Consider the following 20029-nt stretch of genomic DNA (forward strand, 5'->3'; position numbering starts at 1 on the left):
GAATGATAAAATTGATGCATCAATGAACAAATTAGAGCTTATGATATGTTTTATTTTTCAATTCACTCATGGCTCATCATTGATTGCTCATTGCTTATAAATTCAGTGACCAAACAGAATAAGAATTTGGCGCACATTGGATTTTCACCCATTTATCGCCTTGTGTTGTCGGATACCAGCCTGAACTTCCTGTAAAGTCTTTGATCTGCTGACTGCTCCAATTGGTTTCCACCCATCTTTCCTGCCAGCTTGATGACGTATTAATATAAACAACTAACCCGGGATTGCCGTTGTATCCGTTACGTCTTGCAATATATTCATCGTTATCGGTATATAAAATAGAAGTGGTTCCGGTGGCTTTATTATTATGAATCCAGATCAGGTTGTTCAATCTTTCTTTATTCAGCCATTCTTCATAATCTCTATAAAAAATGGTAGGATACCCTTCGTGTGTTAAGATATAAGCATAGGCCGGCATTTTATTGTTAATAATATCCGTGTCGTGATTGGCTACAAAAGTGACTGCTTTGTATGGGTTTCTTTTCCACATCATATCATCATTCAAAGCATTTAAATTTCCGTTATCAAAAGCTTCATCCATTTTATAGTAGGCTGCAAAATCAAAAACGGAACTGTTGGCATTATTCGCCCACCACTCCAGCGTATTGACATTAGAATCCCATAATTCTCCGACAGAAAACCCTCCTACTTTTGAATTCCAGGTATTGACCACCCAAGGACCAAAACCTTTAACATAATCGAATCTCCATCCGTCAAATTTCATCACATTTTTATAATATTTGGCGACAGAATCATCTCTTCCCCAAAGCCAGTCCTGAACATGTGGATTGGAGTGGCACATATCCGGAAAGCCTCCAAAAGCACCTTCATCATTGTTTCCGTAGGCATTTTTATAAAAATCATTGTAGTTTCTCTGGAATTTTCCAGAAGCAACTCCTGAAAAATCAGTCCACGTATTGGTTCCTGTAAAAGGATTGGCTTCCGATTGACCGCCACTGTTGTGATTGATCACAATATCTGCATACACCTGCATATTTTCTGAGTGCGCCTTGGTAATCAATGCTTCCAGTTCGGTTCTTGATCCGAAACGAGTTTCGGTGCTTCCATTTTGATTAAAATTTCCGAAATCATAATAATCTGTAGGATCATAACCCATTGAGTAGGCTCCGTTTTGTGCTTTTGAAGCCGGAGGAAGCCATACCGCACCAATTCCTGCATTGGACCAGGCGGTTAATTTATCTTTAACGGTATTCCACCAGTTACCTCCTTCAGGAACATCCCAATAAAATCCCTGCATCATCACTCCGCCACCGGGACCGGCTACAAATTTACTCTGTGCAGATGCTGAACCGGTTCCAGTACTGAAAGGCCGTCCATCATGGTGGGTTACATTTACCGTTTTGTTATGAACCTCTTCCTGCCTGGAAGGTTCCGTAATAAATTCATCACTGTTCTGGCACGAGTTCGCTAATGCTAAAGCCAGTAGGGAAAGGAAAAAATGTGTTTTTTTCATCGTAATAATTAATTATCAATCTATTAAACAAGATACAATTTTATTGAAAACAAATTCCAATGAATGGGATATATTTTAATTTTTAATAATAAATCAAGAAGAAAGTCATTTGACGTTTTCATTAAAAAATCATAAATTTTTCAGATTCTCGAAGCAATTTTTCTTTTAATCCATATATTTGCATACTATGGAATACAATACCCAAAAAACTCAGCTTAATATGCCGGAATATGGCAGAATAATACAACAGTTGGTTGAGCGCTGCAAAGAACTTCCTACCAAAGAGGAAAGGAACGAAATGGCTATGGCAATCATCGATTTTATGGGTCAGAGAAACCCACAACTTCGCGACGAGGAAAATTATAAACATAAACTTTGGGACCATCTTTTTATTCTTGCTAATCATGATCTGGACGTAGATTCTCCTTATCCGTTCCCTACAATGGAACAATTGGCAGAAAAACCTAAAAGAATGGAATATCCAAAACTTCAAGGTGACTTTAAGTTTTACGGAAAAAGTATTCTTCAATTGATAGAAAAAGCAATCGAACTGGAAGCGGGTGACGAAAAAGAAGCCCTTATCGAAGTGATTGCCAACAATATGAAGAAATCTTATAATGTCTATAATAAAGAACATGTGACGGACGATGTTATTTTCCGCCACTTGAAAGAACTGTCTGAAAACAGGTTGGATCTGACGGGAATAGAATCTCTTGAAAAAAGTAAAATCTATTACACCAGCAATAACAACAACCGAAATAATAACAATAACAACAACAGGAACAGCAACAACAGCAATAATAAAAACAACAACAATAGCAACCAGCCTAATAAAAGAAGGCATAATAACAATCATAAAAACAGAAAGTAATGAGTGGAACGTTTCAGATAAGAGGAGGAAAAAGATTGCAGGGCGAAATAACTCCACAAGGAGCCAAGAATGAGGCTTTACAAATTTTATGTGCGGTTCTCCTTACGGACGAAGAAGTAAGAATCAAAAATATTCCTGATATTCATGACGTCAACAGACTGATTGAAATTCTTGGAGATTTTGGAGTAAAAATTACTAAAAACGGACAGGGAGATTATACTTTCAAGGCTGATCAGGTTAATTTCGATTACGTAAAATCCAACGAGTTCAAAAAGGACGGAGCAAAATTACGTGGATCTATTATGTTGATGGGGCCTATGCTGGCTCGTTATGGAGAAGCATATATGCCCACTCCGGGAGGTGATAAAATCGGAAGAAGAAGATTGGACACTCACTTTCAGGGACTGGTTGAATTAGGTGCTGAATTCAAATATGACGAGGAGGAATATTTTTATTCTTTAAAAGCTAAAGAATTAAGAGGAAAATTCATTCTTTTGGAAGAAGCTTCCGTAACAGGGACTGCCAATATTGTAATGGCAGCTGCTTTGGCAAAAGGAAAAACAAGAATCTACAACGCGGCATGTGAGCCATATCTTCAGCAATTATGTAAAATGCTGAACAGAATGGGAGCTAATATCTCAGGAATCGGGTCGAACCTTGTTACGATTGAAGGTGTTGAACACCTTAGAGGAACTGAGCACACTATGCTTCCGGATATGGTAGAAATCGGGTCTTGGATTGGTCTTGCAGCCATGACAAAATCTGAAATCACCATCAAAAATGTAAACTGGAACCAGCTTGGAGTAATCCCGAATACATTCAGAAAATTAGGAATTGAGCTTGAGCAAAGTGGTGACGACATCTACATTCCTGCTCAGGAACATTATAAAATTCAGAAATTTATTGACGGTTCTATCCTTACGATTTCGGATGCGCCTTGGCCAGGATTTACGCCGGATCTATTATCTATTATTTTGGTGGTAGCGACTCAGGCAAAAGGAAGTATTCTGGTACATCAGAAAATGTTTGAATCCAGATTATTCTTTGTTGATAAATTGATTGACATGGGAGCTCAGATTATTTTGTGTGATCCACACAGAGCTACTGTAATCGGGTTGAATCAGGAAGCTCCGTTAAGAGGAACCACCATGGTTTCCCCTGATATCAGAGCTGGAAATGCACTTCTTATTGCTGCACTTTCTGCAGAAGGAAAATCTATTATCCACAATATCGAACAAATCGACAGAGGATACGAAAATATCGATGGAAGACTGAAAGCCATTGGTGCTGATATCGAAAGAATTTAAAATTATTTATTTAATATAGAAGCGTTCAGAGTAATCTGAGCGCTTTTTTTGTTTGACTTTTGTCATTCTGACGAAGGAAGAATCTTATTGTCAACCCAATATATGAGATTCTTCACTGCATTTATGAGCTACGTTCGCAGACTTTCGGTCTGTGTTCAGAATGACACTCTTGAAGCAACCTCAATTCTGTACCGATTCATGATCGGTCTTTTTAATTTGCTTATAGTATAAAATAAAAAGTGCCTGGTAAAAGAACCAGACACTTTGAGTAATTAAAACTATATGAATCTCACTTAAAAATAGGTTCTGCAGGTATATTCTACCGTCGTATTGATAAGTTTATTTTTATTCAGATAGATCTCAAGCTGATGGAAATCTTCTGAATTGACATTAATATATAATTGTACTGAACCAAAACTATATCCGTTCATATACTCTATGTTTGCTGATAACACTCTATGACAGATGCCCAATTGGTTATAGATGGTATTCATCAAATGTTCAAATTTCATTTTGCCATTCAACTCTATTTCTAATAACAATTCTTTTTTAGGCAGGTTTATTTTGTTTTGTAAAACCTGCAGGCCAGGATTAGGTGTAATCATCGCTAAACATTTTTGGGTTAAACATTATCAGATCATATTGCTCTCTGCATGTAAATCTGTGACAAAAATATAAAAAAATATTAGTCCACCAAATTAGTAGACTAATATTTTTTAAAATTTAACATAAAAAAAAGAAGCTTCATCAGCTTCTCTCCCTATTTTAAAGTTTCTCTATTCTTTCCAGCTTGTCTGAACCTGCAAGTCCATTAGGGTTGCAACCCGGCTCTCCTTCGGGTATCTTCAGATTTTTCTTAGTATAAAATTCTTCCCAGAATGCATTTGTTTTTCCTGTTTTGGGATCTATAAACGTCATCGGCTCCAATTTGAAAATATGTTCTTCCCGAAATGCTCTCTCTACAAAATCTGAACAGTAATAGGAATTTTCATCCAGAATATAATTGAAATTATAAGGTTTCCCCACCATAGAATTTGCTTTTTTAATAGCTTCAGGAATTGTTTTCTGGTACTGGTCCTTCAAGCGATAAACGATCACTTCCTGCCCGTCTTCTTTCTGATCTTTGATAAAATCTTTTAAACTCTGTTTCTGCGAACCGCCTTTAGGAGCTGCATGCAGCACAAACATCCTGCCACCCTCTTTTTCCAGAATTCCTATATGATCAAATGAAGCTGTCTTTTGTTTTTGAGTAACATTATTGATCGCACCGGAAAGCCCCGATTCTTTTGCCATTACAAAAAGCAGATCTCCGTTTTTGAGCTGCATTTTTCCGGGAGAGCTGCGATTACACTGAGTCAATAGCAATAATAAACAGGACAAAAAACCTGCAACAATAATTTCTTTAATCTTTTTGTTAAAAACCATCTTAAATTCCGACATCTGATTATACTTTCGGGACCAAAATTACAAAATAGAATTCATTACATTTGTGAGAATATTGATCTATTCTTCATACCAACCCAAACATTTTCAAGATTCTTATGCCACATATTTTATTAGTTGAAGACGACGACAGACTTTCAAAATTGATTGCAAAGGGATTTCAGGAAGCTGAATTTGAGGTAACTGTAGCTTATGACGGAACCACAGGGTTGAAACTGGCTTTACAGACGAATTTTGATCTGGTGGTGACAGATATTGTCCTTCCTAAAAAAAACGGTCTTGAGTTTTGTAATGAAATTAAAGCATTAAAACCCAATCTTCCGGTAATTATGCTTACAGCACTCGGAACTACGGATGATAAACTGGAAGGATTTGATGCCGGAGCAGATGATTATCTGACCAAGCCTTTTGAAATGCGGGAACTGGTAGCAAGAATCAGAGTTCTTCTGAAACGTTTTTCACAACAGCGGCAGCAAAAGGTTTTCGTCCTTAAATATGAAGGGATTGAAATGAATCTGGAGCAGAAAACGGTAAGCAGGGATCATAGTCCGATCAAATTAACCCCAAAAGAATTTAATCTCTTAAAATTCATGCTGGAAAATTCGGAAAAGGTTCTTTCCAGAAGTGAAATTGCAGAGAAAGTATGGGAAACTCACTTTGATACCGGAACCAATTTTATCGATGTGTACATCAATTATCTCCGAAAGAAAATTGATAAAGATTTTGAAACCAAACTTATCCACACCAAAGCCGGTATGGGATTTATTCTAAAAAAAGATTACGAATCTGGCATTGTATAATCATGAAGATCTACTAAAAATATCCGGATGAAAATAAGAACCAGACTTACCCTGCTTTTTACCTTAATCACCGCTATGCTTTTAGGGGTTTACAGCTTTTCGATTTATTATTCATCAAAAGAAGCCAGAGAGAAATCTTTTTACAGCGAACTTCAGAACGAAGCCATCGCCAAGGCTGATTTATTTTTCCGGAGTTCACTGCCTGAGCAGGAAATGCACAAACTTTATAAAAACAATACCAGAACTCTGAATGAAGTTCAGGTAGCAATTTATAGTGCCAATAAACAGCTGATTTATCATGATGATGCCAAAGTAGATTATGTAAAAGAAACCCCGGAAATGCTTTCGCAGATATTCCAGAAAAAGAGGATTAATTTCTTTTTGAACGATTTGCAGGTGATCGGAATGGTGTATCATTATGAAGGAAAAACGTATGCTGTAACCGCTGCATCTTATGACAAATACGGATATGACTATCTTACCCATCTTCTCACCATCAGTATTATCTCGTTCTTTAGTATTCTGATCCTGATTTATCTGGCTGGAATATTTCTTTCCAAAAAAGCGCTGAGCCCGCTCAGTGAAATGGTGAGTCAGATTAAAAATATTACCGCCGGAAAGCTACAGCTGCGCTTAAAAACGACAAAAGAAAAAGACGAACTTAACGAACTGGCTCAAAATTTCAACGGAATGCTGGAACGCCTCGAAAATTCTTTTGATTCGCAGAAGCATTTTGTATCTAATATTTCACATGAGCTGAGAACTCCCCTAGCGGCCATTATTACCGAACTGGAGCTGGCTTCTGAAAAGGATAAAACCCAACAAGAATATCAGGAAACCATCCAATATGCACTGGAGGACGCCCGAAATATGGTTAAGCTGTCCAATAGCTTAATGGATCTCGCCAAAGCAAGCTACGATCCCAATGAAATCAGTTTTTCTGAAGTCCGTCTTGATGAAGTTCTCCTGGAATCTTACACCAAAATAATCAAAGAAAATTCCGGCTATAAAGTTTCACTGAATATTGAAGACACGGTGGAAGAGCATCAGCTTATCATCCAGGGAAATGAATATCTTTTGCAGGTTGCTTTTAATAATCTTATTGATAATGCCTGTAAATATTCACCGGAACACACATGTCTGATAGATGTCAGAACCGATTCCAAAATCCTTAGGATCCGTTTTACCAATACAGGAAATAATATTCCTCAGGAAGATGTACACCATATTTTCGAACCTTTTTACAGAAGTGAAACCTCCAGACAAGAAAAAGGACATGGAATAGGACTTTTCCTTACTGAAAAAATTATTCTGCTCCACAATGCAAAGATTACTGTTGTATCAGATCATAATGAGACTGTTTTTACAGTGATATTTGATATAATTTAGCTTAGGAGCAACCTCCTCATTCAAATTTATTTGAAACTTAACTTCCCTTAAAACCTTAATTAACTTAATGGTTCAAAATTTCACAACTTTACTCATGAGAAAGAGATTTCTTATTGAACACTGTAGTTCCTATACTGGCACCAATCACACAAGCAATAGAAATCCACTGTAAAAAAGATAATTCTTCAGCAAGAAAAACCAATCCTGAAAGCGCTGCAAATGCCGGTTCCAGACTCATCAGAATACTGAAAGTCTTTGCTGGAAGTTTTTTCAAAGCCATCATTTCCAATGAAAAAGGCAAAGCACTTGAAAGGATGGCTACTCCAAGCCCTTTTACAAAAATACTTGGGGTGATATTAAAAACAGCCCCATCCCACAATGTAAAAGGAATAATCACAAGACTCGCAAAGATCATCCCGGTAGTCACCGCATCTTTTCCATCCATTATTTTTGAAACTTTACCTCCCATGACAATATAAACAGCCCAGAACATCCCTGCAAGAAATGCAAGTCCAAGTCCTACCAAATCAATATGATCACTCTTCCACGGAACAATAAGTAAAATTCCTACACACGCCAGCAATGCCCAGATAACATCCAATAGTTTTCGGGACAAAGCTAATGCAAGAAATAAAGGTCCTGCAAATTCTACAGTAACCGCCAATCCTAAGGGAATCCTTTGAATAGCCATATAGAAAATAAGATTCATAGCTGCTAACCCAATTCCATATATTGCGCAGTACTTCCATTTCTGTCTGTTAAATTGTAAAAATTTTGGACGATTAATCAAAGTAAGCAAAACAGCAGAAAGTACAATTCTTAAAGTAACTGTACCAATAGCTCCAATGGCAGGGAAAAGCTGTTTTGCAATGGAGGCTCCTCCCTGCACACAGATGATCGCTAAAAGTGTAGCAGGTATAGCTAAGTTTGATTTTTTCATTTCTAAAATATATAATTCAAAAGATGTTGGAAGGAAGTTTCCGGGACTAAACACACTCTTATTTCATATGATAAATCGTAAAATTCATCATACAAGAAACCTGCCCCCAAATGTATTGAAATTTTATCTCTTACAATGGGTACAGTTTACAACTATTAATAAGATTTAATCAATAAGTCTGTTTAAACTTAACCACAAAAGTTTTTATTCTTTAAACACTTTAGCACACTTTAGAAAGTGTAAGGAAATACCACACAGTTAAGTTCACATAAGATGAAAATCTCTGATTTTCAACAAAGCTTTAGTGTACTTCTTATACACAAAGTATATAACTTAAAATAGCTTAAGTGTTTAAAAAGCTTTTGTTCCTTTTGTGGTTTAATAAAAAAGGTTAAACAGCTTTAATAATTATTTCTTGTAGTATCAAGCTCAAAAAAATAAGATAATATTTTCTCTAATGATTTTCTAATAACATTCTAAAGCTTCTCTAACAGCCTCTTTCTATAAGGAGGAATACCTTTGCAGCAAATAAAAACCCCTATGGATACCGATCCGTCACATTACATCAACTAAGCATTCAGTCATATCACTTTCTGTATATCGGCTGTATGCTAAAAACAGAAAAGTTATGAACACATTAGAATTTACTTTCCGTCTTCTTATCGCATTTACCCTGGGTGCCAGCATTGGTTTTGAAAGACAGTGGCGCCAGAAAAGTGCAGGTCTGCGCACCAATACCCTGGTTTGTCTTGGCTCTGCAGCATTTGTGCTTCTATCCATCCGTATTGGTGGGGATGCTACAGGGAGAATAGCCTCATATATCGTAAGTGGTATTGGCTTTTTAGGAGGAGGAGTTATTATGAAAGACGGGCTTACTGTAAGAGGGCTCAATACGGCGGCTACCATTTGGTGTTCAGCATCTGTAGGAGCTCTCAGTGCTCTGGGATTGCCTTTTGAAGCAGCCATTACAAGTGGTTTTATTATCCTCACTCATATTATCCTTCGGCCTTTAGGCGTAAAGCTAGGCAATACCATCAACAACAGAAATCATTATACAGAATACCTTCTCAGCATCAAGTGTAAAAGTGAAGTAGAGAATCATGTCCGCGTACAGCTCATGCAGTCTTTAAGCGGAAACGACAAAGTATTACTGAAATCTCTTACCAGCGATGACAATGGTGTTCCTGAAAACGCCATCATTACAGCAGAAGTTCACGCTTCCACTCCACAGGACAGTTTCATGGAAAAAACGGCCAGCAGATTGACCATTGAAGATAAAGTCATCAAGGTAAGCTGGGAAATTATAGGTACTGAAAACGATTTATAACATTAAAAAACATGGAAACAATGTTAAAAAAATCTTCCAACAAAAATCTCAATTCAGCAGCTCTTGTAAAATTAAAAGAAGCCGCAGCAGAGAACGAAAAAATGATTTACGCCATGCTGGAAACTTCAGAAGAAGGACTCAGCGAAAACACCGTAAAAGACCGTCTGAAAATTTATGGCAAGAACGAAATTGCCACTCAAAAAGCTCCTTCATGGCTTAAACAGTTTGCCCACTCATTTTTTAATCCATTTAATTATATTCTGGCCTGTATTGCATTAATTTCATTATTCATTGATGGTATTCTTGTGCCCGCTGGTGAAAAGGATTTTAGTACCACTATTATTATTTCTGTGATGCTTTTGTTCAGTACGGTTTTAAGATTTATTCAGGAATTCCGGAGCAACAAAGCAGCAGAAGCATTAAAGAAAATGGTAAAAACAAGCTGTCTTACCAAAAGAAAATTTAATGAAAGTAAAGAAATAGAAATTACAGAAATTGTTCCCGGGGATATCGTTATTCTGTCTGCCGGTGATATGGTTCCTGCCGACTGCAGAATTCTTAAAAGCAAAGACCTTTTCATCAGTGAGTCCATCCTGACCGGAGAAGCTCTGCCTGTAGAAAAAAATGCTCTTCCCATCAAAGATGCCAAAGACAGGAATCCTCTTAGTCTTCAAAACATATGCTTTATGGGAACCAATGTGGTAAGCGGATCAGCAACAGTAGTTGTAGCAAATACGGGGATTTTTACTTATTTCGGAAGCATCAGCAGAAGCCTGGCCAGTAAAAGACCGGAAACAGCTTTTGATATCGGAGTCAATAAAGTGAGCTATCTGCTGATCCGGTTTATGCTGATCATGACCCCTGTTATTTTTCTTATCAATGGATTCGTAAAAGGAGACTGGATGCAGGCCCTATTGTTTGCCATTGCCGTAGCGGTGGGGCTTACTCCTGAAATGCTGCCCATGATTGTTACTGCCAATCTGGCAAAAGGAGCCGTTAACATGAGCAAAAAGAAAGTGATTGTTAAAAGATTGAATGCCATCCAGAATATCGGAGCGATGGATATTCTTTGTACCGATAAAACAGGAACTCTTACTCTCGATAAAATTGTATTGGAAACTCACCTCAACGTTCGTGGTATCGAAGATGATGAAGTATTGAAATGGGGCTACCTCAACAGCTTTCACCAAACCGGACTCAAAAACCTTCTGGATCAAGCGGTCTTGGATCATGCTGAGGTTCATAACCTGATGAGAGCTGATGAACTTTATCAGAAAGTAGACGAAATTCCTTTTGATTTTGAAAGAAGAAGAATGTCTGTGATCCTGAATACTTCCACAGGTAAGCACCTGATGATTTGCAAAGGCGCAGTAGAGGAAATGCTTCCTTTGTGTAAGTATGCTTTAGATCCGGGAGAAGACCACAGTCTGCATATTGAGAATGATAATATTGTTCCACTGGATGACTTCATGAAACAACGAATTATCAGAATGTCCGAAAAGCTCAATGCTGAAGGACAACGGGTGCTTTTGATTGCCATCCGGGAATTTGATGGTGACCATCCGTTAAATTATTCTGTTGCTGATGAGAACCATCTTACCCTTACAGGATTCATGGGATTTCTTGATCCTGCAAAACCCTCTGCAGAACCGAGTATCAAAGCTTTACACAAATTGGGTGTCGAAGTAAAAGTAGTTACCGGAGACAATGATATTGTGGCTAAAAAAATATGTCACGATGTAGGAATTCCTATCAATACCATTATGCTCGGTGATGAACTGGAGAATATGAGCGATGATGAACTTCGTAAGGATATGGATCTCTATTCTGTTTTTGCTAAAGTAAGTCCTTTACAGAAACAGCGTATTGTAAAAATATTAAGATCTAAAGGCCACACCGTAGGATTTATGGGTGACGGAATCAATGATGCTGCAGCCATCAAGGAAGCTGATGTCGGAATTTCTGTCGACACGGGAGCTGATATTGCTAAAGAAAGTGCCGATATCATTCTGCTGGAAAAAGATCTGATGGTACTGCGCAGCGGAGTGATCTATGGAAGAAGAACTTTCGGAAACATTGTCAAATATATAAAGATGACGGCCAGCAGCAATTTTGGAAACATGTTCAGTATGATTGGAGCCAGTGCATTGCTTCCGTTTCTACCCATGCTTCCGCTGCAGATTTTAACCCAGAATTTACTGTATGACGTATCACAGTCTTCCATTCCGTGGGATACTATGGATAAAGATTTTCTTGAAAAACCGAAAAAATGGGAAGCCGGAAGTATCAAAAAATTCATGCTGTACATAGGTCCTTTGAGTTCCATTTTTGATTACGTGACTTTTGCCGTGATGTTCTTCATTTTTAAAGCCAATACTCCGGAACAGCAAGGTTTATTTCAGACAGGCTGGTTTGTGGAAGGTTTATTATCCCAAACCTTGATTGTTCATATTATCAGAACGAAAAAAATACCCTTTATCCAAAGCTGGGCAGCTACACCTGTAGTCGCTTTGACAAGTTTGATCATGCTGATTGGAATTCTGATTCCTTTCACACCAATGGCCGTGTATCTGAAAATGCAGCCGCTGCCTCTGAGCTACTTCCCTTATTTAATAGGAATTCTTACAGGGTATTGTATCCTGACTCAGTTCGTCAAACAATGGTTTATCAAAAAATTCGGACAGTGGCTGTAAGACAAAAATCAGCACCGAAAGATCAATAAAAGAGAAATTAAAATAATGGTTATAAATAACTTATATGAGAAAAACAGTCTTAACAATGGTACTTTTGACATTTGTTACCTCTTGTAAAAATTCCAAAAGTGAAACCCCACAGGATCAGGATCTCCAGATCAAAGGCGATCAGGTCACTGTTCCGGAAAACAATCCTGTTTTCAAAAAAATTAAAACAGAAGTTGTTACCGAACAGGAGCACAGCGATGGTGTAATTTCGGCAGGAACAATTCAGGCAATTCCTAATCATTATGCAGAAATTGCCAGTCCTTTTTCCGGAAGGATAACAAAATCGTTTATTCAGCTTGGACAAAACGTATCGGCCGGAAGTCCTCTCTTTGAGATCCTTTCTTCAGATTATTTTTCGGTTCAAAAGGATTATACGGATGCTCTGAATGATGTACAGCTTGCCGAGAAAAATTACAGACGCCAGCAGGATCTTGTAAAACATGGAGTGGGTATTCAGAAAGAACTGGATGAAGCGGAAACAGATTTTAAAAATAAAAAAACATCCCTTTCCAATGCGTCTTCTGCCTTGAAAGTATACAACAGCAAAGGAGGAGGTATAGGAAGTCCTCTTGTTGTAAGAGCCCCCATCCATGGAGAAATTATTTCCAACAAAATTGTAAACGGTCAATATCTGAAAGGAGATGCTGATCCGGTAATGATCATCGCAGAATTATCCAAAGTCTGGATTTCCGGTGATGTAAAAGAAAAAGACATCCGCTTTGTCAATACCGGAGATCAGGTTTCTGTAAAGGTAGGTGCCTATCCTGACAAAAATATTACAGGAAAAGTCTATCATATCAATGAAATTGTAGACGAAGATACCCGAAGTATAAAAGTTCTTATTGAATGTGATAATCCGGACAGAAAACTAAAGCCGGGCATGTACGCTACAGTTAACTTCTCAACAACTCCTGAAAAGGCAGTGATGATTCCCGTGACCGCTCTGATGCAGCAGGACAGTTCCCAATATGTTTGGATAAAAGCTGGTAAGAATCAATTCATCAAACGCCCGGTGATAACTGGAGAAACCGATCAGAAAACAGTAAGAATTATATCAGGCTTAAAGCCTGGAGAAACCATCATGACTGAAGGGGGAATTTATATGCTGGATGCGAAATAATGTACAATGATGCGAAATCAAAAACTATGAAGAAATTACTTACAATCTCTATACAGAAAAGATGGCTGATGCTTGCCCTCTTCCTTTTATTGGGGTTCTTCGGGTATTATTCCTGGACCAGATTATCCATAGAAGCCTATCCTGATATTGCCGATGTCACCTCACAGGTTGTCACACAGGTTCCCGGGCTGGCTGCTGAAGAAGTAGAACAGCAAATCACAATCCCTTTGGAAAGATCTCTGAACGGACTTCCGGGAATGCATGTGATGAGAAGCAAAAGTACCTTCGGGCTTTCCATTATCACTATGGTTTTCGATGATGGTATAGACGATTACTGGGCCCGGCAGCGTATTCAGGAAAGACTGACTGATGTAGATCTTCCTTATGGTGCTCAGCCAGGACTGGATCCTCTTACCTCTCCTATTGGCGAAGTATATCGCTATATTATCGAAAGCAACAACCACAACCTGCGGGAACTTACCGACTTACAAAAATTTGTGATTATTCCGCGTATCAAACAGGTTTCAGGAATTGCTGATGTTACGAATTTTGGAGGAATTACCACTCAGTTCCAGATCGAACTGGATCCGCATAAGCTTGAACAGTACGGATTATCCTTATCAGAAGTTACTGAAACCATTTCCAAAAACAATGTGAGTGCCGGAGGAAGTATGCTTCCACGGGGAAACCTTGCCTATGTAATCCGCGGAATTGGTCTGGTAAAAGATTTAAATGACCTTGGAAAAATTGTAGTGAAAACCCAAAATGGTGTTCCTGTTTTTTTAAATGATATAGGAACACTGAAATACGGAAACCTGGAAAGAAAAGGAGTTCTTGGCTATACCGACAGAAAACGTAATTATTCTGAAAGTGTAGAAGGAATTGTACTTTTATTAAGAGGTCAAAATCCTTCACAGGTGCTGGACGGAGTACATGAAGCTATTGAAGAGCTGAATAATGAAACGCTTCCTCCCGGTGTAAAAATTCATCCTTTTCTCGACAGAACGGATCTTGTAAAAACAACGCTTACCACAGTTTCCCACACCCTTACCGAAGGCATTGTATTAGTTATTATTGTTCTGATTATATTTCTTGGAAGCTGGCGCGGAGCATTACTGGTCGCTATTACTATTCCGCTCTCTTTATTGTTTGCTTTTATATTAATGCATTTCACCAATATCCCTGCCAACCTTCTTTCACTCGGAGCGATTGATTTTGGGATTATTGTAGATGGAGCCATCGTCATGCTGGAAACCATCCTCAAAAAAAGAGAAGAAAATTCGGAAGAAAGACTGGAAGAAAAAACAATTACCCAAAGAGTGATTGAAGTGGCCAAACCTATTTTCTTTTCAACGATTATCATTATTACCGCCTATCTGCCCTTATTCGCTTTTGAAAGAGTAGAGAAAAAATTATTCACACCAATGGCTTTCACTGTAGGATATGCACTGCTGGGTGCACTCGCTGTAGCATTATTGCTAATCCCCGGATTAGCTTATGTGATCTATCGCAAACCCCAAAAGATTTATCACAATAAATGGCTGGAAAAAATAGCTGCAGCCTACGGAAAAAAAATTGAAAAGATACTGCAGGCTCCCAAGAGGGTTATTATACCTATCGTTATCGTTTTGGTATCCTCAGGAATTCTGTCTTATACGGTAGGAAAAGACTTCCTTCCCGAGCTGGATGAAGGTTCTATATGGCTGCAGGTACAGCTGCCTCCGGGAATTTCTTTAGCCAAATCAAAAGAGATGAGCGATACGTTACGTGCCCGTACCCTGAAACACCCTGAAATTACCTATATGATGATTCAGGCAGGACGTAATGACGATGGCACCGATCCCTGGACGGCTTCTCACTTTGAAGTCTCTATTGGAATAAAACCTTACAGCGAATGGCCTGCCGGGAAAACAAAAGCAGACCTCATCAAAGAGCTCGCCGCAGATTATAAAAACATGCCGGGATTCACTGTAGGTTTTTCACAGCCTATGATTGACGGAGTAATGGACAAAATCTCTGGAGCGCACAGCGAGCTGGTCGTAAAGGTATATGGGGAAGATTTCAAAGAAACCAGACGAATTGCTGAAAACATACTGTCTACTTTGAATACAATCCCAGGGTCTGCCGATCTCGCTATTGATCAGGAGCCACCTTTACCCCAGCTTCAGATTATTGCCGACAGAGATAAGATTGCTCAGTATGGATTGAATGTAGCCGATGTAGCCGACCTGATTGAAGTTGCATTGGGGGGAAAAGCAATTTCCCAGATCTTTATTGGCAATAAAGTATATGATATTTCCTGTCGTTATACCGAAGAGAGCCGGGATACTCCGGACAAAATCGGAAATCTGATGCTGACCTCAGCTTCAGGAGCGAAAATTCCGCTGTCTCAGGTAGCAGAAGTAAAGTTAAGTACGGGTGAAAGTACCATTACCCGCGAAATGAACAAACGCCATCTTACAGTAAAACTGAATTTAAGAGGCACCGATCTTTCTTCTTTCCTGAAAAAAGCACAGGATAAAATTGAAAAGGATATAAAATACGACCACGAAAAATACCAGGTCAAATGGGGCGGACAGTTTGAAAATCAAAACAGAGCTTACTCCAGATTGGCATTTATTGTTCCGCTGGCATTGGCGATTATGTTCCTCTTACTATATGGTGCATTTGGGGATTTCAAGCAAGCTTTGGTCCTGATGTCTATTGTTCCTCTGGCTTTATTTGGGGGAATGCTGGCACTCAATATCCGCGGAATGTCTCTGAATGTCTCTTCCGCTGTAGGATTTATCGCACTATTTGGGGTTGCAATCCAGAACGGAGTTATCATGATTTCGCATATCAATGACCTCAGAAAAAAAGGATATGAACTGAAACAAGCAGCCATTAAAGGGGCAAAGGACCGTTTCAGACCGGTACTGATGACGGCAACGGTTGCAGTAATCGGATTATTCCCTGCTTCATTGGCAACAGGAATTGGTTCGGATGTACAACGCCCACTGGCAACAGTAATTGTTTACGGGTTGATGTTCTCTACTATTTTAACACTATTTGTTCTGCCGGCTATTTATTTTATGGCTGAACGTCGCAACGAAAAACAAAATTTAGAATCAGATGAAAATTAGAGTTCATGTTATCATATTATCTGTTGTATTGCTCAGCATCACAGATATAAAGGCACAGGAAAAAGAGCTTTTACATTTTGAAGAATACCTGAGTCTTGTTGGAAATAAAAATCTCGGCTACGCCTCCCAGAAATACAACGTAAGTATGGCTGAAGCGGCAATCCAAACCGCCAACATGTTCCCGGACCCTCAATTGGAAATGGAGACCACCAATAACGGAGTGAAGAAAGATATGGGCTATGTCTATGGAACATCTATCGGCTGGACTCTTGAGCTTGGCGGCAAAAGAAAAGCCCGGGTTAATCTGGCCAGAAACCAATCGGAGCTGAGCAAAATACAATTGCAGGATTTTTTCAGAAATCTCCGTGCAGATGCCAGTTTAGGATATATTGAAGCTTTAAAATCCAAAGCTTTGCTTGAAGTACAGCAGGATTCTTATAAAAATATGCAGCAGCTGGCAAAGTCGGACAGCATCCGGTACCGTTTAGGAACAATATCATTGGTAACCTCAAAGCAGACCAAGCTGGAAGCCTCCTCTCTGCTCAATGAAGTATATCAGGCTGAAAGTGCAGAACAACAAGCGCTCACCGGTCTGTCGGTATTTCTTGGAGACAACAAAATAACAGACAGAGATGTTGCCGGAGATTTCAATTCCTTCAATAGAGATTTCAGTATTGATGATCTGATCCTGCAATCCCTGAATGAAAGAGCAGATTTACTGGCTGCCAGACAAAATACAGAGGTAACCAAAAGCCAGATCAGTCTGGAGAAAGCCAATCGTGTGATAGATCTGGGCATCAGTGCCGGAGCTGAACATCATACCGAAGCCACCAACGAGATTGCCCCCTCACCTACTGTTAATGCAGTAAAAATTGGTCTCAGTATACCTCTGAAATTTTCCAATAGAAGAAATGCAGGATTAAAAATAGCCGAAATGGCGCATTCCCAGGCAGAAGTTGAATATAAACAAATCGAACAAGGGATCAGGGCTGAAGTGATGCAGGCTTATCAACAGTATTCAGCAACTCAGAAACAGCTCAGACAATTCCATAATGGAATGCTTACGGAAGCGAAAAGTATACTGGAAGGTATTGTTTACAGCTACAAAAGAGGAGAAAGTTCTATCCTGGAAGTTCTGAATGCTCAGAGAACCTATAACAACGTAAGAAAAGATTATTATCAGGCCCTTGCAGATAATGCAGCTGCTTTGATCGATCTTGAACGTAAAACAGGGATCTGGGATATTCATTTCTAGAAAGGAAGAGGGAAGCTGGGAGAGAGAGGTTTCTGGAAGTCGGTGGATAGATGAAAATCATTTTATTAATTTTTAAAGCTCAAAAAATTATCATCAAATGGCAATCAATAATTCTAAAATACAAATATTACCTCCATCTTCATTCCTCCCGCTTCCAGCCCTATCAAATAACAATCAGTAATTCTAAAAACACAAATATAACTTCCAACTTCAATCCTCCATCTTCCAACATAAAAAAAGCTCTGAAATCTATTTGATTTCAGAGCTTTTTTTTATCTTTTATACTGCGATTCATAAATTCCGATCCAGTCATTAGGAGTCATTTTCTGACTCAGTTCAGCAATCAGTTCAAAAGGAATATCCTCTACTTTTTTGAAACGGATACAGGATTTCCCCATATCCAGTTTCTTCTTAGAATGTTTTGGATATTCTGCCACGAACCAATCGAGAAGCTCCGGTCTGGAATACAGCCCCATATGATAAAGTGCTATAAAATTCTTTTGGGAAGCCAGGTTGATGAAAGGCAGCGGCGTTCCGGGTGCACAGTGATATCCGGCAGGAAAGGTTGCCAAAGGAACCACCCAGCCTATCATTCCATAATTGGTAGCTTCTTCAAAACCTTTCGGAAGATTGTCATTCACCGTATCAAAGAGCTTTTTAAAAGCTTCCTGTCTTTCCTCAGGAATCTTTGAGATATAATCTTCTATGGAAACTGACTGAATCTGCATATTTTATTTTTTTCTAAAATACAATTATTTTATAAAATTGTACACACTGAACATCTGAACATCTTTGCTGCTCTTTTGAAGGAACATCATTTTGTTGACATTCGGAATGTACTGAATCATATTTCCGTCTGCAAAACCGTAGTTCTGGAAGAAGTTTCTTCCTTTATAATCAAGGCTTACTTCCTGAGGCTTCAGATTGGCAAAATCAAAAACCTTCATAGAAAACCCTGTATTCCCGAATGCTCCTTTAGGATAAAATGCAGAAATATAAAGCTTATCTCCAGCTTCAACAATATTGATTCTCTTTCCTGTAGAAGTTCCTGCAGCCACAAATTGTTTTACTTCTCCTTCTTTATTAAACTTGATCAACATTCCCGCATCCAGAGAATATACAGGATCTGGAAAACGGTTCATTGTTGTAGGCATCGGTCTCGTCACAGTTTCCTGCTGAACAGCCATTAAAGTCTCATCCCCTTTTACAATTGTTTTGATCACCTTCACATCGTTCATGTCTTTGCTTCCTGCTAAGTTGGTATTGCTTATCACTGCTTTTCCGGACTTCATATCATAGAACATTACCGTCCCGAAAGTACTTGCACCAATCGTAACTGCAGCATTTTTTCTTCCAAAAGTTACCAGATAATCATTGTCATTTTTACTGAATGCATATAATTTTTCAGGAATATATTTGTCATCGAAAGGCAGGTCTTTATCTTCAGTATTGGAAACCAGTTCCAGCTTGTAAGATTCTTTCCATCCCGCAGCTTTACGCAGTACAACTATCTTTGCTGAATTCGTTAATGTTAAAGACTTTTCAACATAATCATTACTCAATGTAATTTCTTTATTCCAAACCGGAGTAAGTGTTCTCAGATCCAATACCAGAACATCATTTACATTATCCGTTTTTTTGTTGGCAAATCTGTCATTGAAGATCGCTGCATATTTCCCGTTTTCGGAGAAAAGAACATAGGTTGTTCCTGATCTGTTGGTAGATTCAATGCTGTATTTTGCAATGCTCTTTGTGGTAAAAGTTCCTTCCTTTCTGCTGAAAACATGTTGAAAAACTTCTTTTCTGTTTTCTTTTCCAAAATACTCTTCTGTAAATGCTATGAATTTATCATCATCGATCTGCTGAGATCCCAGATAATTGTGAAGTACACCGTTTGTTTTATTGGCGTAATCTTTTACATAAGTGTCCACAAGGCTTCCGTTCTGATCCAGTTTTCTCATCAGTAATTTCTTGTGAGGGAAAACATTCCTCATCAGCCCGTCAATATTGATAGCGCTGAACATATAAGAATTGTAGTCGTCTGCCAATACCAGTTTATCATCGGTTTCAAGATTGGCATCCACCGTGAATTTTGTTCCTTCAGTCACCTTCGTCTGTGCATAAGAGTACACCGAAGCCGTAATTAATGCCGAAGCAATAATCTGTTTAATCATATTGTT

15 protein-coding genes are annotated in these 20029 nt (G+C 38.6%); 9 read left to right on the forward strand and 6 right to left on the reverse strand.

Annotated features, from left to right (window positions below; all coding sequences use genetic code 11):
- Positions 1–94: 94 nt before the first annotated feature.
- On the reverse strand, positions 95–1534 hold the full coding sequence (locus DBR39_RS15680) for an alpha-amylase (RefSeq protein ID WP_124534638.1): 1440 nt from the start codon (positions 1532–1534) through the stop codon (positions 95–97).
- A gap of 187 nt (positions 1535–1721) precedes the next feature.
- Here DBR39_RS15680 and DBR39_RS15685 point away from each other — a divergent pair, with 187 nt between their 5' ends.
- Positions 1722–2405, forward strand: coding sequence for a DUF4290 domain-containing protein (locus tag DBR39_RS15685; protein WP_103233704.1), 684 nt, complete (start codon positions 1722–1724; stop codon positions 2403–2405).
- Positions 2405–3712 (forward strand): UDP-N-acetylglucosamine 1-carboxyvinyltransferase, encoded by a 1308-nt coding sequence (gene murA / locus DBR39_RS15690; protein ID WP_124534640.1) that lies wholly within the window; start codon positions 2405–2407, stop codon positions 3710–3712. Before DBR39_RS15685 ends, murA begins: the two co-directional genes overlap by 1 nt.
- A 293-nt stretch (positions 3713–4005) precedes the next feature.
- On the opposite strand, the gene DBR39_RS15695 is transcribed toward murA, so the two are convergent.
- Both DBR39_RS15695 and DBR39_RS15700 read right to left on the reverse strand, forming a co-directional pair.
- On the reverse strand, positions 4006–4317 hold the full coding sequence (locus tag DBR39_RS15695; protein ID WP_124534642.1) for an NIL domain-containing protein: 312 nt from the start codon (positions 4315–4317) through the stop codon (positions 4006–4008).
- A 160-nt stretch (positions 4318–4477) separates the two neighbouring features.
- Positions 4478–5038 (reverse strand): YiiX/YebB-like N1pC/P60 family cysteine hydrolase, encoded by a 561-nt coding sequence (locus DBR39_RS15700; protein WP_124534644.1) that lies wholly within the window; start codon positions 5036–5038, stop codon positions 4478–4480.
- A gap of 215 nt (positions 5039–5253) precedes the next feature.
- On the opposite strand from DBR39_RS15700, the gene DBR39_RS15705 reads away from it, so the two are divergent.
- Positions 5254–5955 (forward strand): response regulator transcription factor, encoded by a 702-nt coding sequence (locus DBR39_RS15705; protein ID WP_124534646.1) that lies wholly within the window; start codon positions 5254–5256, stop codon positions 5953–5955.
- A gap of 27 nt (positions 5956–5982) precedes the next feature.
- The gene (locus DBR39_RS15710) at positions 5983–7344 is read left to right on the forward strand and encodes an ATP-binding protein (protein ID WP_124534648.1); all 1362 of its coding nucleotides are present in this window, start codon (positions 5983–5985) and stop codon (positions 7342–7344) included.
- Between the two features lie 88 nt (positions 7345–7432).
- Here the strand turns inward: DBR39_RS15710 and DBR39_RS15715 are convergent, their stop codons facing one another.
- On the reverse strand, positions 7433–8284 hold the full coding sequence (locus DBR39_RS15715; RefSeq protein ID WP_124534650.1) for an EamA family transporter: 852 nt from the start codon (positions 8282–8284) through the stop codon (positions 7433–7435).
- 628 nt (positions 8285–8912) lie between these two features.
- Here DBR39_RS15715 and DBR39_RS15720 point away from each other — a divergent pair.
- The 5 genes from DBR39_RS15720 (at position 8913) to DBR39_RS15740 (ending at position 17849) form a co-directional block, all read left to right on the forward strand.
- The gene (locus DBR39_RS15720) at positions 8913–9611 is read left to right on the forward strand and encodes an MgtC/SapB family protein (RefSeq protein ID WP_103233709.1); all 699 of its coding nucleotides are present in this window, start codon (positions 8913–8915) and stop codon (positions 9609–9611) included.
- Between the two features lie 11 nt (positions 9612–9622).
- Positions 9623–12304, forward strand: a complete 2682-nt coding sequence (gene mgtA, locus DBR39_RS15725; RefSeq protein WP_228447849.1) for a magnesium-translocating P-type ATPase — start codon at positions 9623–9625, stop codon at positions 12302–12304.
- 64 nt (positions 12305–12368) lie between these two features.
- On the forward strand, positions 12369–13472 hold the full coding sequence (locus DBR39_RS15730) for an efflux RND transporter periplasmic adaptor subunit (RefSeq protein ID WP_124534652.1): 1104 nt from the start codon (positions 12369–12371) through the stop codon (positions 13470–13472).
- 26 nt (positions 13473–13498) lie between these two features.
- Positions 13499–16594, forward strand: coding sequence for an efflux RND transporter permease subunit (locus DBR39_RS15735; RefSeq protein ID WP_124534654.1), 3096 nt, complete (start codon positions 13499–13501; stop codon positions 16592–16594).
- Positions 16584–17849 carry a TolC family protein gene (locus DBR39_RS15740; RefSeq protein WP_124534656.1) on the forward strand — a complete coding sequence of 422 codons (1266 nt, stop codon included), beginning with the start codon at positions 16584–16586 and terminating at the stop codon, positions 17847–17849. Before DBR39_RS15735 ends, DBR39_RS15740 begins: the two co-directional genes overlap by 11 nt.
- 272 nt (positions 17850–18121) lie before the next feature.
- On the opposite strand, the gene DBR39_RS15745 is transcribed toward DBR39_RS15740, so the two are convergent.
- Both DBR39_RS15745 and DBR39_RS15750 read right to left on the reverse strand, forming a co-directional pair.
- Positions 18122–18577, reverse strand: a complete 456-nt coding sequence (locus tag DBR39_RS15745) for a DUF1801 domain-containing protein (RefSeq protein ID WP_124534659.1) — start codon at positions 18575–18577, stop codon at positions 18122–18124.
- A 24-nt stretch (positions 18578–18601) separates the two neighbouring features.
- Entirely contained in the window at positions 18602–20023 is a 1422-nt protein-coding gene (locus DBR39_RS15750; protein WP_124534661.1) for a hypothetical protein, read from the reverse strand.
- Between the last annotated feature and the right edge of the window lie 6 nt (positions 20024–20029).

The organism is Chryseobacterium sp. KBW03, assembly GCF_003852415.1.
Lineage (GTDB): Bacteria > Bacteroidota > Bacteroidia > Flavobacteriales > Weeksellaceae > Chryseobacterium > Chryseobacterium viscerum.